Source organism: Abyssisolibacter sp. ZYX002, from assembly GCF_056892235.1.
Genome location: NZ_JARMXH010000005.1, coordinates 312,400 through 327,295 on the forward strand (window position 1 = coordinate 312,400; position 14,896 = coordinate 327,295).

General features: G+C 29.5%; 17 protein-coding genes. 4 read left to right on the forward strand and 13 right to left on the reverse strand.

Annotated features, from left to right (window positions below):
* Positions 1-63: 63 nt before the first annotated feature.
* The 5 genes from P3X86_RS15940 to P3X86_RS15960 all read right to left on the reverse strand — a co-directional run bounded on the left by P3X86_RS15940 (position 64) and on the right by P3X86_RS15960 (position 3,450).
* A complete protein-coding gene (locus P3X86_RS15940; protein WP_483293734.1) occupies positions 64-507 on the reverse strand; it encodes a (deoxy)nucleoside triphosphate pyrophosphohydrolase in 444 nt (147 codons plus the stop codon).
* Between the two features lie 85 nt (positions 508-592).
* Positions 593-2,071, reverse strand: coding sequence for a leucyl aminopeptidase (locus tag P3X86_RS15945; protein WP_483293710.1), 1,479 nt, complete (start codon positions 2,069-2,071; stop codon positions 593-595).
* A gap of 125 nt (positions 2,072-2,196) precedes the next feature.
* Positions 2,197-2,526 (reverse strand): hypothetical protein, encoded by a 330-nt coding sequence (locus tag P3X86_RS15950; RefSeq protein WP_483293711.1) that lies wholly within the window; start codon positions 2,524-2,526, stop codon positions 2,197-2,199.
* 152 nt (positions 2,527-2,678) lie between these two features.
* The gene (locus P3X86_RS15955) at positions 2,679-2,966 is read right to left on the reverse strand and encodes a CD3324 family protein (RefSeq protein ID WP_483293712.1); all 288 of its coding nucleotides are present in this window, start codon (positions 2,964-2,966) and stop codon (positions 2,679-2,681) included.
* Between the two features lie 268 nt (positions 2,967-3,234).
* Positions 3,235-3,450: a hypothetical protein gene (locus P3X86_RS15960; RefSeq protein ID WP_483293713.1), complete on the reverse strand. Its 216-nt coding sequence runs from the start codon at positions 3,448-3,450 to the stop codon at positions 3,235-3,237.
* Positions 3,451-3,909: 459 nt separating this feature from the next.
* Here P3X86_RS15960 and P3X86_RS15965 point away from each other — a divergent pair, with 459 nt between their 5' ends.
* Positions 3,910-4,326: a hypothetical protein gene (locus P3X86_RS15965; protein WP_483293714.1), complete on the forward strand. Its 417-nt coding sequence runs from the start codon at positions 3,910-3,912 to the stop codon at positions 4,324-4,326.
* Between the two features lie 164 nt (positions 4,327-4,490).
* Here P3X86_RS15965 and P3X86_RS15970 read toward each other — a convergent pair whose 3' ends face one another.
* From P3X86_RS15970 to P3X86_RS15990, 5 genes are all read right to left on the reverse strand, one after another.
* Positions 4,491-5,060 (reverse strand): 2-phosphoglycerate kinase, encoded by a 570-nt coding sequence (locus P3X86_RS15970; protein WP_483293715.1) that lies wholly within the window; start codon positions 5,058-5,060, stop codon positions 4,491-4,493.
* Between the two features lie 105 nt (positions 5,061-5,165).
* A complete protein-coding gene (gene rsgA / locus P3X86_RS15975; protein ID WP_483293716.1) occupies positions 5,166-6,233 on the reverse strand; it encodes a ribosome small subunit-dependent GTPase A in 1,068 nt (355 codons plus the stop codon).
* 275 nt (positions 6,234-6,508) lie between these two features.
* Positions 6,509-6,700, reverse strand: coding sequence for an ATP-binding protein (locus P3X86_RS15980; protein WP_483293735.1), 192 nt, complete (start codon positions 6,698-6,700; stop codon positions 6,509-6,511).
* A gap of 67 nt (positions 6,701-6,767) precedes the next feature.
* Positions 6,768-7,658, reverse strand: coding sequence for a hypothetical protein (locus tag P3X86_RS15985; RefSeq protein ID WP_483293717.1), 891 nt, complete (start codon positions 7,656-7,658; stop codon positions 6,768-6,770).
* Positions 7,659-7,733: 75 nt separating this feature from the next.
* Positions 7,734-8,069 carry a winged helix-turn-helix transcriptional regulator gene (locus P3X86_RS15990; protein ID WP_483293718.1) on the reverse strand — a complete coding sequence of 112 codons (336 nt, stop codon included), beginning with the start codon at positions 8,067-8,069 and terminating at the stop codon, positions 7,734-7,736.
* 148 nt (positions 8,070-8,217) lie between these two features.
* Here P3X86_RS15990 and P3X86_RS15995 point away from each other — a divergent pair, with 148 nt between their 5' ends.
* Entirely contained in the window at positions 8,218-8,727 is a 510-nt protein-coding gene (locus tag P3X86_RS15995; RefSeq protein WP_483293719.1) for a nitroreductase family protein, read from the forward strand.
* A 212-nt stretch (positions 8,728-8,939) separates the two neighbouring features.
* Here the strand turns inward: P3X86_RS15995 and P3X86_RS16000 are convergent, their stop codons facing one another.
* Complete coding sequence (locus tag P3X86_RS16000; RefSeq protein WP_483293720.1) at positions 8,940-10,133, reverse strand: copper amine oxidase N-terminal domain-containing protein; 1,194 nt, start codon at positions 10,131-10,133, stop codon at positions 8,940-8,942.
* 469 nt (positions 10,134-10,602) lie between these two features.
* Here P3X86_RS16000 and P3X86_RS16005 point away from each other — a divergent pair, with 469 nt between their 5' ends.
* Positions 10,603-11,091 carry a cysteine hydrolase family protein gene (locus P3X86_RS16005; protein ID WP_483293721.1) on the forward strand — a complete coding sequence of 163 codons (489 nt, stop codon included), beginning with the start codon at positions 10,603-10,605 and terminating at the stop codon, positions 11,089-11,091.
* Between the two features lie 93 nt (positions 11,092-11,184).
* On the opposite strand, the gene P3X86_RS16010 is transcribed toward P3X86_RS16005, so the two are convergent.
* Both P3X86_RS16010 and P3X86_RS16015 read right to left on the reverse strand, forming a co-directional pair.
* Positions 11,185-12,963 (reverse strand): sensor histidine kinase, encoded by a 1,779-nt coding sequence (locus P3X86_RS16010; RefSeq protein WP_483293722.1) that lies wholly within the window; start codon positions 12,961-12,963, stop codon positions 11,185-11,187.
* Positions 12,960-13,640 carry a response regulator transcription factor gene (locus tag P3X86_RS16015; RefSeq protein WP_483293723.1) on the reverse strand — a complete coding sequence of 227 codons (681 nt, stop codon included), beginning with the start codon at positions 13,638-13,640 and terminating at the stop codon, positions 12,960-12,962. The genes P3X86_RS16010 and P3X86_RS16015 overlap by 4 nt, the downstream gene beginning before the upstream one ends.
* A 201-nt stretch (positions 13,641-13,841) precedes the next feature.
* Between P3X86_RS16015 and P3X86_RS16020 the strand changes: the two genes are divergently transcribed.
* Complete coding sequence (locus P3X86_RS16020; RefSeq protein ID WP_483293724.1) at positions 13,842-14,399, forward strand: hypothetical protein; 558 nt, start codon at positions 13,842-13,844, stop codon at positions 14,397-14,399.
* Positions 14,400-14,896 lie beyond the last annotated feature (497 nt).

Below are 14,896 nucleotides of genomic sequence, written 5' to 3' on the forward strand. Positions count from 1 at the left end.
TACTTTATTCTACAATGATATTTGTAGTCCTTCAATATAATCAAATATTATGAAAGTTTAACTTTATATTCGCTTTAAACTTTCCAACTCTTTTACTATAGGTATATCTGCTACTGCCCAATCAAGATCCCCAAGCTGATTACATTTAAGCCACTTATAATCTATATGTTCTTTGCATACTATATCTTTACTTTGAACCTCGCATATATAAGAGTACATTTTTATTGTAAAATCCGGATATACGTGCTCAACAGTCATGAAGTGTTGCTCATTGCTTATTGTAACGTTTATATCTATTTCTTCTTTTAATTCTCTGCTTAGTGCTTCTTCTTTAGTTTCTCCTTCTTCAATCTTGCCTCCTGGAAACTCATATTTATAAGCCATGTAATCATATCTACAGCTTCCTCTTTGCATACATAATATTTCGTCATTGTATTTAATAATTCCAGCAACTACTTCGTATTTTTTAATTATTTTCTCCTCCTCAATTAAATTTACTAATATTATGGCTAATTATAAATTATAAATACAGAGTTATTAAAAAGAGAGTAAAGTTATTTATCAAACAACCTTATCTCTCTTTTTGTATATTTTACTTTTCCATAAGTTTGGCAAGATGATATAGAGGACTAACTCCGATACCTGTTCCACCACTTGATATATAATCTTTGCCTTTAGTATTATATGATGCACCTGCAATATCTAAATGTACCCAAGGTGTATCTCCTACAAATTCTCTTATAAATAAGCCCGCTGTTATTGTACCTGGATTGCCCGGGGAATTCGTCAAATCAGCTTCGAAATGCTTTAATTGCTCTTTAAACTCAGGGAACGAAGGCATTAGCCAAACATATTCACCTGCTTTATCATAGCTTTTATTAACTTTAGCAAAAAATTCATCATTATTACTTACTGCCCCTGTAGTATCACTTCCAAGTGCTACTACTTTGGCTCCTGTAAGAGTAGCCATATCTACAACTTTATCTACCTTTTCGTTATTGATAATATAATATACTGCATCTACTAGTGTAAGTCTACCTTCCGCATCTGTACTACCAATAAATATAGTTTTTCCACCCATTGATCCTATTATATCTCCAGGTCTATAGCTATTTCCTGCAACCATGTTTTCACATGCTGCTACTACCGCGGTTACATTTACATTTAGCTTATTTTCAGCTATAGCTCCCATTGCACCGATAACACCTGCTGCACCACCCATGTCACACTTCATTGTTTTCATTCCTGCATGACTCTTTAAAGTCAACCCACCTGAATCATATGTTAAACCTTTGCCGACAAATCCAAGTGTTTCTCCTCCAGGATTACCTTTGTATCTCATTATTATAAACTTTGGTGGCTCTGCTGAGGCTCTAGTAACAGACAAAAATGCTTCCATTTTTAGTTCTTTAATTTTATCATATTCAAGTATTTCTACTTCAAATCCTGTTTTATCCCCTAGACTCTTAACTCTATTTGCTAGTTCTGTTGGTGTCATAACATTTGCTGGCTCGTTAACTAGCTCTCTACAAAATTCCATGTTATTACCCAAACTAACACCTTCACCAAAACCTTTTTTAAAGTTATCATCAATATTATTTGATACTAATGTGACAGTCTCTAATTTTTCTTCTTTTTTATCTGATTTTTGTGTTATATACTTATAATCTGCCACCACTAAAGCTTGGGCAGTATTTTTCACTACTTCCTCTTCTGAATCGAATAATCCTTCTATTTCATTTAGATAAACTCCTATACTTACTACTTTTTTACCTTTGAGTGATTTGTAAGCCTTGCCGATAGCTTTTTTAAAATCTCTTCTAGACAGCTCTTTTTTCTCTCCCAGCCCTACTAGCATTACTTCTAATCTTGCATTGTCTTTTATAAAGTTTAAGTTGTACGTTTCTTGCTTTTCTCCTTTGAATATCTTATCACTAACCAAAAACTCTGTTGGTATCTTATTTCCTTTTAAAATCTCTAACTGATTGTAGTTTTCTTTACATTCCTTAAAGTATGGCAATATTATACCTTCAAATGAAAGATCATTTTGGATACTATAATTTATTTTCATTTTATCCGCCCCTTTTATTTCTTTATTAATTTAAATATTATCTTTGTTTATTCGACAATAATTTTATTTATCCTCTATATTTAGTTTGATTTTTCAAAATATTATATTAATTTAATAATATGTTTTTATTTTCTCAGTGTTATAGCTCCTGCTATAATGAGTAAAACCCCAGGAATAAATCCAAAAATAGAAATAGATATAATAAGTGCTACTCCCGTTATAACTTGTCCCCATCCAGCAAGCTTCGGATTGACATGAACCATGAGTGAGGCTATTATAGCTATAATTGAAAATCCAAAGGCTGATAGACTATTTTTAGCTAATTTTCCTGATGTACCAATTAAAAGTGCGCCAAATCCCCCTATAAAAAACGCTAAAATTCCTCCTACAATTCCCAATGCTCCACCTATAATACCTAAGACCATTTCTGTCGCTCTAACTCCCTTGTACTCCATAAATATCCTCCTATTCATATGATTATATTTAAAATTATATAACTACTTACTTAAATATTCTATAGCAATAATACATAATTTTGTAGTTTAGTTTGTTAGATTTACTGGTAAAGCAAATACATAACAAAATTTCAGAAAAAAAGGAAAGTATATCACTTTCCCATTTCAGCTTTTTTCTTTTCTTGATATATGATTCTCTGTATACTTTTTTTTGATAGATAAAACTCTATTATAAGTGCTTCTACAGTAGTACCATTTTTATATTTATTAAATATCTCTTTATTTCTACTTTTAATTTCATTTTTAATATTAGTGCTTTCCCCCCAAGCTTTTCTTTTTTCCTCTTTTCTTGGAATATATATATACTTACCATCAACATATTGCTGTATAGTCTCTATAAGTTCTTTCGGTAGCACCTCTTCAATTTTTACATAGCTCATGTTGCTCCTCCTCTAGTTTGTTAATCTAAAGTTGAGCAAAGGCTACTATCATATTTTTATGCAATAGCCTCTGCTATGCATTAGTGTATTCTCTCATAAAACACTGTCTTCCTTTCGTTTAATTTAGTTTGCTGATTTTATTATATACTATATTATTATATATGTCTATCGCACTACTCTACATGGCTTTGAACATATTTACTTTCTTAGTTCTTTATTTTATTCTTAAACCATTCCTAATTTAGCTATAATATCATATGCTCCAAATTTACTTCATTCCTAATAATGACCTTTTAAATAATTTTATCTTAGCTAATATGCTTTGTGGCATTAATCCTTTAATATAAGCACTCATTGAAATACCAAATAATAGTCCTAATATCAATTCATGAACATCAGTAAATCTGTACAATACCAAATACAATGCAAATGTCAATAATCCAACTTTAAACTCTAACTTTAACTCTTTATTACATTTTTTCATAGTATAATCCTCCTCATCAAATGCAATGCTTACTTTGCATTTTTAGCATAGTATACTTTGCATAATTTGTCAAGTACGCTTTGCAAATTTGTTGTTAGAAATTATGCTATACTGTTATCAGAAATCAACCCTTACTATTTATCTCTTCGCATTAAAATAGTTTGACAAATAAACAGATTTATGTATTAAACCTCTTCTTTGGTGATTTATAAGCTCATTGTTTTCTTATTTAGTTTATGATAAACTATTATTGCTAATTTCTTCTAATGAATCTTAAAAGTTCCTATAACAGTAGAACCCCGAGTGAAATAGGTATCATTCACTAGGCATAGTGCAGTAATTATTAGTATTAAAGTTAATGATGGATGGGGAATTAGTGATATTAATGTTAATCCTCTATGTATTGGTAAGAAGGGTTATTTAAGTAAATAAAATACAGGATATTTGGAGGTATAGCTTTTGAATAATAAAAAACGATTAATAATCGCCACAGTAATTATCATTATTGTAATAATTATAGGATACTATTATGCAAATAAAGAAGATAATTTTTTTGTTATAAAAGAAATAAAAATATGCAATACGCCTGTAGGTGATAGCCATATATCTTTAAAAGATGAAAAGTTAATTAATGAATTTAATGATAAATTTCAAGTATTAATTAAAGATGAAAATATTAGAGCTATTGAATCTGATATAAAAGGTTGGAAATACAGAGTAACTATTTTCTATAATGGATACTCAAGTGATGATTATATATTTCTGGAACACCTTGTAAATTTCGATGGTAAATGGCATACTATGAATCACTCGGCCATCCGTTTTCTAGATGAGTTTTTTCATGATTACAATAATAATAAAAGAAATAATAACTAAAAATTTATCCTTATTAGTATTATTAAAACCCCTCAAATCAATTATATAAGGGGTTTTAATATCTTATCAAATTACTTTCATAGGTGTAAAATCCATAATACTTGTTTCTATATATATTTCTTTACTTTTAAAAATATAGATTATTTATATTATTCTAGTCAGTCTTATTTTAGTAGTTTTCTTTTTTGAATTTCATTATCTATATACTCATAGACTCTTTTTATCTCATCTTCATAATTATTATCAATTTCAAAGTACTTAACATTATCTTTTCCACATTTATGCCTGAATTTTTCATGTTTATTTATAAAGTGTGATATTGGTCTATCCTCTGGATATATTCTTTTTTCTACAACACTTCTAAAGCCTATGATATTTGATTCATATTTTTCTTTAATATACCTATTTGAAAATCCTATATATACTGATATTATATCTCTTAAGTATTGTTTATCAAAGGCATCCACTAAACTCGGCAATATATAGCATCCTTCTATTACTAGATGTTGCTCATTTTCTATAGCTGTCTTTATCATTTCTCTAACTATTGGCCAAAGCTTATCAGCTATAACTTCTTCACTATCCATAGGTGTAAATCCACATTCCTTGTTACTTCTGTATAGTCCCATCTTTAAGTGATCCATAGATAAATAAGGTATTTTGTATTTCTCAAGTAGTTTTTGAGACATAGCTGTCTTTCCTGTACAACTGTATCCTCCTATCAAAATTATCATATATATCTCTCCCTTTATGTTTTATTTCATATATTACTTTGTAAATATATATGGAGTACTTTTGTTATACTACCTATCTCACGTTCATTATTATCATTTACCACTTTAAGCTTTATTTTTTTGTCTTCTATTATAGTCCTTTTTTCTTTGTGATAGTATTTTTAGCTCTCGTAGCATTTTTTTATATCTATTATACCTCTGTTGCGTTATCTTACCTGTTTTTATAGCTTCTATTATAGCACAACCTTCTTCACTACCATGAGTGCAATTACTAAATTTGCACTCTCTTTCAAGCTCTATTATATCTGAAAAAATCAGATTTAAATCTTCAACGTCTGCCCAAAGTTGAACTTCTTTTATTCCGGGTGTATCTATTATCATACCTCCTGAAGGATGTATAAATATCTGTCTATTTGTAGTTGTATGCTTTCCCTTTCCAGAAGCTTCGCTTACTTGATTTGTCTTTTGCATATTTTCATTAAACAATGCATTTAGTAGTGTTGATTTACCTACACCTGATGAACCTAATAAAGCTATCGTCTTTCCCTTCTTTAAATATGGATTAATTGAGTCTAGTCCTTCTCTTGTCACAGAGCTAACTGCTATTACTTCTATCTCTTTATCTGCTTCCTTAGCTATATCTACATAGTGCTGATAATTTGTACACAAATCTTTCTTAGTTAGTACTATTATAGTCTTTACTTTGGATTTCTTAGCTAGTATCAAAAATCTTTCTATCCTAGATATATTAAAGTTACTATCTAGACCTGAAAGTATCATTATATAATCTAAGTTCGATGCTATAACCTGAGCCTGTGTACTACCACCAACTATTAATCCTCCACGTATTTTTCTTCCTCCTGATATAGGCATTTTTCGAGAAAAGGTATTTCTTCTTTTTAGGACATGTAATATCTCTGCTTTATCTTGCTCTATGTTTCTAGCTATAACAAAGTCTCCAACTGCTGGGTAATCACTGCTTTGTTTGACTTTATGTCTAAATTTGCCTCTAACCAAACCACTTATTGATCCTGCCTCCGTTAAAATAGTATATATATTCCCTGTTAGTCCAATAACTCTTGCTGGATATTGTCCACTAACATCTTTATATTTTTTGAATTCTTTTTTTAATTTATCATTATATCCATAATCTTCTAACATGATTTTATTCATTTTTACCTCCTAAATTAAATAGAAAAAGGAATAGTCAAGAAACTCTTGATTATTCCTTTTAGTCCAATTTTAAGTATCACAATTAAGCACATCAAAATATGTGTTTAATTTGCAATAAAATTCATCTAATAAAATGATCAAAAAGCCTTTGATTTACTGGTCTACCACCATTTCAATTTTCTCTTGAATCGTATCTGCCATATTTGCCACTTGATCACTTCCTTTCAGAGGTATTTTTTGGTTTATTACTATATTATATTATATTTTTTAGTATTTTACAATTCACATATCAATCTAACTTCAAACATTGTTTCATCATCATTGCTCATCACTGTAACTTTTCCCTCATGTATATCTATTATCCGTTTTACTATAGAAAGCCCCAAGCCCGAACTGTGCTTCTTATCTCCTTTATAGAAATAGTCAAATATATATATGTAATATCTCTTAAGAAATAGGTTCCTGATAGTTTATTACCTGATAAAAAAACTGCTTAGATTTAAGCAGTCTGTATTAAATATTTTCCATTTAGTATTAATTTATACTAAGTATTCTCTCTAAACGTTTATATAACTCTCCGCTCTTTAATATCTTTAAAGATTCTTTCCCCCATGCTGGGAAGCACTCTCTTTCGTACGCAAATATTAGATTTATTAATATAGATATCCCATCATCAATTATTTTTTCATCCTCATTAAACTCACCATATTCGTCCAAAAATGCTTTTCTTGATGCTGGTGACAAAGCAGTACAAACATTCCTAATATCACTATATCTATAACCCTTACCCATCAAGTTATAATCATACATCAAAGCTTCTGTCTTGTCCTTTCTGACTATAAGATTTGTCCAATAAAAATCATTATACGTCATAGTTAACTTAATGCTTGATATTATGTTCATAAGTTCATTAAAATTATCTAACAATAAACTCCAAACTTTATTGTCCTGTTCACTAGTTTTATCCTTTAGTCTAATTATACTATCTTTTTTAATGATGTTATGTTCACAATATAAATCTTCCAAATTTAAAACGTGCTGACCTTGATTATGTAATGTTTTATACCATTTAGCTATTTTTCTAGCTATATAGCAATCATCAAGATCATCTGTAATACCAAGTCTATATATACTACTTTCACATATATCTTCTAATAGCAAACTTTTGTTTGTATGTTCAATAAGTCTTATTGTAGGTACTTTTATAGAATTAAGTATCTTATAATTACTTATCTCTCTAGCAAACTGATTATCTGAAAAGTACTTTATTACATATGCATTATCATTAGCAATAACTCTATAAACATGTACACCATTCTTTTCCCGTATCATATTAAGTACTATATTATCATTATTAATTCCCATATTAAGCAATTCATTTTTTAGAATACCTGTTATATTATCATTGTGGTCAATGGTAATCATATTTCAACCCCCTATATTGCCAGATTACTTTGTTCTTACTATATACCGACATTCTAATTTATTATCTCTACCACTTTACCAATTTTTATTTCCCCATTCATGCATAGCTTCCAATATGGGCATTACTGTATGTCCTTTTTGGTTAAGTGAATATTCTACTTTTGGTGGAATTTCATTGTACTGCTTTCTATCCACTAATTCATCTCGTTCTAGCTCTTTAAGTTTTTGACTTAATATCTTGTGTGTTATTCCTGGCATCAATCTTCTAATCTCATTATATCTAAGTGTCCCTTTCTTTCCTAGATTCCAAAGTATAACAAGCTTCCATTTGCCCCCTATTATGGACAATGTATGCTCTAAACAACATTTTAATTTCCCATTTTCATCTATTCTAATTTCAGATTTACTCATTTTTTCTCCTCCATAGCTATCCTTTTGGATAGAGTCTATCAAAAAGGTGCATACTAGTAAATTATATCGTCCTAATATAAAATATTATATATCAATACTAAATATTTTATCAAGATTTTGAAATGCATATTATAAAAGGAGGTTCTTTATGAATACACTTGATTGTATATTAAACCGTAGAAGCATAAGAAAATACACTGATGAAGCTATATCAGAAGAAAAAATCAAAGAAATTTTAAAAGCTAGTATGTATGCACCATCTGGTGGTAATGCTAGACCATGGAGCTTTGTGGTCATTAAAGACAAAGATACCCTTAAGAAAATAACTGAGTTACACCCTTATTCAAAACCATTACTCGGTGCTGATTGCGCTATTATAGTTTGTGGAGATATGAAAAAGGAAAAATATAAGGGCTTATGGATTCAAGATTGCTCAGCTGCTACACAAAACATATTATTATCTGCAACAGAGCTAGGAATAGGCTCTGTATGGTTAGGGGTATATCCTGAAACAGATAGAGTTGATGGTATAAGAGAGCTTATTAATGCGCCAGAAAACATAATACCTTTCTCTATAGTAGCATTAGGTTATCCAGCTGAAGATAAAAGCATACCAGATAGGTTTGAAGAAAACAATATTCATTACAACGTATGGTAAACTATATTTAATAATAGGCTGCCTTTTGGCAGCCTTAGATTGATGACAAAGTCATCAAGATAGCAGACTATAGTAAAAGTTCAAGTGGGGGCGTATTTAAATTGAGTAGCGGAGCTTACTTAGAAGTAAGTCAGCCGGAAATTTAACTACAACGCAGAAATTGGGCTTTTGTCTACAGTCTGAAACCTAAAAGGTTTAACTTTTTTATAAGGCTATTTATATTTCTCTTCTAGCTTTTTTTTCTTTTCAATCTCTTCATTTAGACCAGGTATAACATATTCTTCAATATCTTTTATATAAAAATATTTATCACCTTTACCTAAAGAAATAACTCTAATCTTGTTAAATTCTAAAAATCCGTTTTTAAAATCATAATATCCAGAAAGGAAGTATCTATATATAACTGGGAAATGGAAGTATTCAAGGTATGGACTTCCTCCACCTCTAGGATTGCTATCTAAATCCATTTTGTACTTTTCTCTTAAATCCCCTGATGAAATCCAATCTTTCTCGTTAATTTTAAAATTAATAGGATTAGGTAGTAATCTATCTTTTATATATGCATTCACTTGTTCCTCTGCATATTGGCCTACATCCATTTTTCTTATCCAATCAGTATATACCTGTCCAAATGTATTCGCATACCACGACTGAGAAAATTCGCCATTATAAGTACCACCTAATGATGACATTAGTTCAGAAGTATCGCTAAATAATTCGTATAGTTCACTTCTTGTGTTAGTATGAGAAACACCATCATAAGACCAAGTTATTTTTTCCTTTAAATTCTCTTGTTTTTTTATATCATAACACACCTGAGTTGACTCAAAATTACCCTCTACTGAGTGTTTAAAATATACTACATACTGGTTTTCTTTTGGATGTCCTCGCAAAATTTTGTATCCAGAATATTTACCAGTCCCATTTATAGTACTATATTGTAATTCTAACGTTGGATGCGGTATCCCTGCATTTTCATTAATTGCCTTAACTGAACAAGTTTTAGAATCCCACTCAACTACAAAGCCAAACGCTTCTAGTACTTTACGAATAGGGCAATATGTTTTACCCTCTTTTAATATCGCTAATGTATCATTTTCGATTTTTTCATCATTTACGATTATATATTTTTCTCCTATAGGCGCATAAACCTTAACACCATCATATGTAGCAAATGGCAACTTCTTTTCGTTATCCCATTCCACAACAGCTCCAAATGCTTCTAACGTTGCTCTAAATGGAACTTGAGTTCTGCTATTTTCATCCACAAAAGGAAAACCAGTATCTTTAGAATATTCAACATTATACTCATTAATTGATACATTTATGTTTCCCTGAGAATATGCTATAACAGTAAGCATACACAAAACAAAAACCATTATAAACCCCTTACATGCTTTTTTCATTTAACCTTCTCTCCTTAGAAATATAAAATTGAAATTTCCTTATAATTCATGAAATTTCTACATATTATTATATTATATGGTGATATGTTTTTCAAACATTACTTTAATCACATTCAACAAGGGGATTATTTTATATTTTTTGTAGTCTGCTTTTGTACAAAATATCAAATACTAAGCTGGATTTACCTGAACCACTCACTCCTGTGACAACCACAAATTTATTTTTAGGAATATTAGCAAAATTGTTTTTTAAGTTGTGAACATGAGCATTCTTAATTATGTGAAAAAGCCATTTTATTGAATTTGAAAGAATTTTCTGTTAAAATCAAAAAAGGAGGTGGTTTTATGAAAAATTATAAAATATTAAAAGAATATCTAAATTGTGATGGATATCAAAACCACCGTTTTGATCAAGCTACTCCATCATCACTAAAGGCTAATGATTATTAACCAAAAGGAGATGTTAAAGATGAGTATCGCTTTACTGATAATTGATATGCAAAAAGAATTTAACAATAATGAATCTTGTAAGAAATCTTTAAAAAATGCTTTAGAATATATCAACGAAGCCAGTAGTATGTTCCGAAATGCGAACAAACCAGTTATTATAATACAGGATGAAGAAGTAGACAATGGCCCTGATTCTGAGGGTTTTGAATTGATAGATGAGTTAGTTATACATCCATCAGACCATAGAGTAACCAAACTTTATTCAAATGCATTTTGGAAAACAAGCTTGGCGGATTTACTTAAGTCACTTGAAGTGAATTTTGTTGTAATCAGTGGTTTCGCAGCAGAACACTGTGTTTTATTTTCTTTAAACGGAGCTTTAGAAAGAGGTTTTAATGCTTCCATTCTTCAAAATGGTATTGCAGGATTTGATAAAGAAATCATCAAACAAACTCAATTATGTAGACCAATTATAAGTTTAGAAGCTTTGAATTATATCCTTAGTTAAAGCACTATTTGGTAAGTTTGCAGACTGATATACTTATATTAATTAAACAATTTAACCCACTGATAAAATTCTATCAGTGGGTTATTATAGTTATTAAAAAGTCCTATCTATTCTATTTAGACTAAAGTAAAACATCACCCCATCATCTGTGTTAATAACACCAAAATCACACTCATGATGCATTAATATACCCTGAACTATTTTCAACCCTAGTCCTGTACCTCCTAACCTTCTGCTTCTGGATTTCTCTATACGATAAAATGGTTTCCATATTTCGTTTATATCCTTTTCATCTATATGAATACCTGTATTTTCTATAGTAAATTTTACTTTATTGTTTTCTTTGTCCTCGTTTATGGATATATTGATTTTTTGGTTACTTTTTGTGTATTTTATAGCATTGCTATATAAATTGGTTATTACTTGTTCTATTTTTTTTACATCTCCATATACAATGACCTCTTTAACATCAATATTAACTAATATATGTTTACTTTCAGCTAATCGTTTTAATTTATTATGGATTTTTAACACACTTATTGAAAAATCAAAAGCTTCTTTGTTAATTTTATATACGTTAGATTCTATCTTTGATAACTCCAACATATCGTATATTATATTACTCATCCTCTTTACTTCTTCAATTATTGATTCTATATATGCCTTATCATTACTGTTGTATACACCATCTCTTAACCCAGAGGATATTCCTTCGATTATTGTAAGTGGTGTTTTAAGTTCATGAGACATACTTGCTATTAATTCTTTTCTAGAATCCTCCAGCTTTTTTTCTTTAATAATATCTTCTTCTAATTTCTTATTAGCCATTTTTAAATCATTTATACTTTTATTCAGATTTGTAGACAATGTATTTAAGCTAGTTCCTAATTCACCTATCTCATCCTGTGTTGTCACATCATATGTTGTCATAAAATCTAAATTAGCCATTTTCCTTGCAATATTGTTAAGTTTAATAAGCGGTCTTGAAATCTTTTTTGAATAAAAGAATACAACTATTATAGCTAAAAGTATTGCTATAAAAAAGAGATATTTGTTATATATCCTTATTATAGATATAGTATCATCAACTGATTGAGAAGACATAGATGACAAAAATAAATACCTATCTCCATTTATTACAGCTGTTTTTCTAAAAACAATATATTTTAATCCTGAATTTTTGTCAGTCATCTCTTTATATACAAAGCTATTATTTTCAATTTCTTTTTTTAAAGTATCTTTATTTTTCATTTCATCTACTACTTTATAAATATATTCAACCGTATATGCATTGTAATTGCTTATGTCTTTTGAATATTTAGATGTATCAATTATATCTGTTATAGTTCCATTTACGTTTATATAATCATTGTTATTTGCCCCTCCATTATCTACACTTGATTCCACCCCGTCTACATATATTTTATACGGATAAATATATCTGAACATATTGCCATAATCATAAAGCATACCTTGTACATGCACTTTACTATTTTTGTTTAGCTTCAATCCTTCTAAGCTTACCTGATATATTTTTTTATCATCTGCTACAATTTCGAAGTACGGTGAATTGTACAAAGATATATCCCCTGATATTACCCGTCCCTTTGAGTCCACTACTGCTGTAGACATCTGATTGTTTCTTGAAAACCTTACTAAGATTTCTTGTAATTTGTTAGGTGTTATCATAGAATTATTTATTTCATCCATCAAAGAATTTATTTTATCTTCCATTAAATTGATCTTTACCGTTTTATAATAACGTGACAATAGTAACTCTTGACCTAAAAGATTTAAGCATAACAATCCTACAAAAAGCAATGTTGTAACTATAAATGTTTTGGTTGTCACACTTTTTAATCTTATTTTCATTTGTTCACCTCAAATTTATATCCCACACCAAAAACAGTTACAATAGTGTATGCCTTTTGCCTTAAAGTCTTACGTAATTTCCTTATATAATTATCTACCACTCTAACATCTCCATAATATGGATATCCCCATATTGATGTCAATATAGATTCTCTAGTAAGTACCTTATCTTGATTTTCTATTAAATATACTAAAAGATCAAACTCCTTAGGTGTAGCTTTGACTGTATTTCCTTCTATTTTTAATTCTCTAGATAGTCTATTAATAGATATTCCATCTATATTGATGATTGATTGATCTTCTATGATTGTCCCATAAGTTCGATGTAATAGCATATTTGCTCTTGCTAACAAGACCTGAGGATTAAATGGCTTGACTATATATTCATCTGTTTTGAGTTCAAACCCCAGCAATACATCTTCGTCATCACCCCTGGCAGTTAACATGATAATCGGAACATCTGACTTTTTCCTGATTCGTCTGCATACTGACCACCCATCAATTTTAGGTAACATTATATCTAGTACAATTAAGTCTATTTTTTCATTATCAAACTTATAAAGTCCCATTTCTCCATCTTCTGCTTCAAAGACAGTATATCCGTCCATTGAAAAATAGTCTCTAATTATGGATCGTATTTTTTCTTCATCTTCAATTATTAATACATTACGGTGCATTAAATATCACCTCTTATTTTTGAAAATTATCCTTTGAATAAATCATTATATCATTAAGATATGTCTTTTTTGTGTTTATATATATATATATTTCACGATAATTAACACATAATCAACATATTATATCTAAAACTCCTTGTTATAATGATATTTGTAAATCGCGATTAAAAAACTATATATAAAATTAGGAGGATGATTATTATGGCACTAAAAAAAGTAACTGCATTATCATTATCTGCTGTTATGCTGTTTGGTATACTACCTACCGGTGCATTAGCGGCAACAACCAATACACAAAATACAGCGATTGTGCAAGAAGCCAACGATAACCATAGATATATGGGTAACATTACTTATGATGAATACATGGAGCAATTACATTTAAAAGGAAATATACCAGGAGCAGATGAAACAAAATTAAAGAACATATACGGTGAAATCCAAAAATTAAGAAAAAATCCTTACAGCGAAGCTAACCACAAAGCATTTCTCGCGAAGTGGGATGCTTTTGACAAGATTATAGCAGATCATTATGTTAAGCCTGAACCTACTTTTATTGAGTTGGATGAAATATTATCAGCTTCTAAAATTATAGAAACTATAACTGAAAAAGATCACAAAGCTTTGCAAGTAATCTATAATAAAATTTGCGAATTTGACAAAGCAGGGAAAAAAACAGAGTCAGAAGCAAAATGGACAGAGTTCTTTACAATCTATGATAAATACATTCCAGAGGTATTTCCTGAAGGCAATGTTTAAAATCTAAGTAAAACCAAGAGTCGTATACTTTGGCTCTTGGTTTATTTTTTAGCTTTCATATATTTATCACAGATATAATGTCAAAAATGAGTTCTAGATATATCTATTCTAATCGTTCCGACTATGTTCAAAACTATACAAGAAGCTGTAGATAGTGCAAATCCAGATGATACGATATAATATTTGATAGCTCAAAAATTGCTATACTGCTAAAGCTAATATGATTCAAAATGCTAATTTGGGTATGTCAACAATTGATAGAATAATATATCATCAAATAACATCACTGCTGCTTCAACTTATGGGATATCTATTCAGGGAAAAGAGAACTTAGTTCAAGATAATATACTAATAGAAAACAATGTCGGAGTGGAGTCCTTGTTCTAAACGATAAAAACAAATTGGATTCTAATCAAATTTTTGATAACAAAACGGGCATAATACATGTTTAATATGAAACAGATTAATATATTCATAATAATAACCCACGGGGTCAC

Bases quoted from the DNA above. Each gene is read 5' to 3' on its own strand.
- P3X86_RS15945 (WP_483293710.1), bottom strand. From the start codon at position 2,071: ATGAAAATAAATTATAGTATCCAAAATGATCTTTCATTTGAAGGTATA.
- P3X86_RS15950 (WP_483293711.1), bottom strand. From the start codon at position 2,526: ATGGAGTACAAGGGAGTTAGAGCGACAGAAATGGTCTTAGGTATTATA.
- P3X86_RS15955 (WP_483293712.1), bottom strand. From the start codon at position 2,966: ATGAGCTATGTAAAAATTGAAGAGGTGCTACCGAAAGAACTTATAGAG.
- P3X86_RS15960 (WP_483293713.1), bottom strand. From the start codon at position 3,450: ATGAAAAAATGTAATAAAGAGTTAAAGTTAGAGTTTAAAGTTGGATTA.
- P3X86_RS15970 (WP_483293715.1), bottom strand. From the start codon at position 5,060: ATGATAATTTTGATAGGAGGATACAGTTGTACAGGAAAGACAGCTATG.
- rsgA (WP_483293716.1), bottom strand. From the start codon at position 6,233: ATGAATAAAATCATGTTAGAAGATTATGGATATAATGATAAATTAAAA.
- P3X86_RS15985 (WP_483293717.1), bottom strand. From the start codon at position 7,658: ATGATTACCATTGACCACAATGATAATATAACAGGTATTCTAAAAAAT.
- P3X86_RS15990 (WP_483293718.1), bottom strand. From the start codon at position 8,069: ATGAGTAAATCTGAAATTAGAATAGATGAAAATGGGAAATTAAAATGT.
- P3X86_RS15995 (WP_483293719.1), top strand. From the start codon at position 8,218: ATGAATACACTTGATTGTATATTAAACCGTAGAAGCATAAGAAAATAC.
- P3X86_RS16000 (WP_483293720.1), bottom strand. From the start codon at position 10,133: ATGAAAAAAGCATGTAAGGGGTTTATAATGGTTTTTGTTTTGTGTATG.
- P3X86_RS16005 (WP_483293721.1), top strand. From the start codon at position 10,603: ATGAGTATCGCTTTACTGATAATTGATATGCAAAAAGAATTTAACAAT.
- P3X86_RS16010 (WP_483293722.1), bottom strand. From the start codon at position 12,963: ATGAAAATAAGATTAAAAAGTGTGACAACCAAAACATTTATAGTTACA.
- P3X86_RS16015 (WP_483293723.1), bottom strand. From the start codon at position 13,640: ATGCACCGTAATGTATTAATAATTGAAGATGAAGAAAAAATACGATCC.
- P3X86_RS16020 (WP_483293724.1), top strand. From the start codon at position 13,842: ATGGCACTAAAAAAAGTAACTGCATTATCATTATCTGCTGTTATGCTG.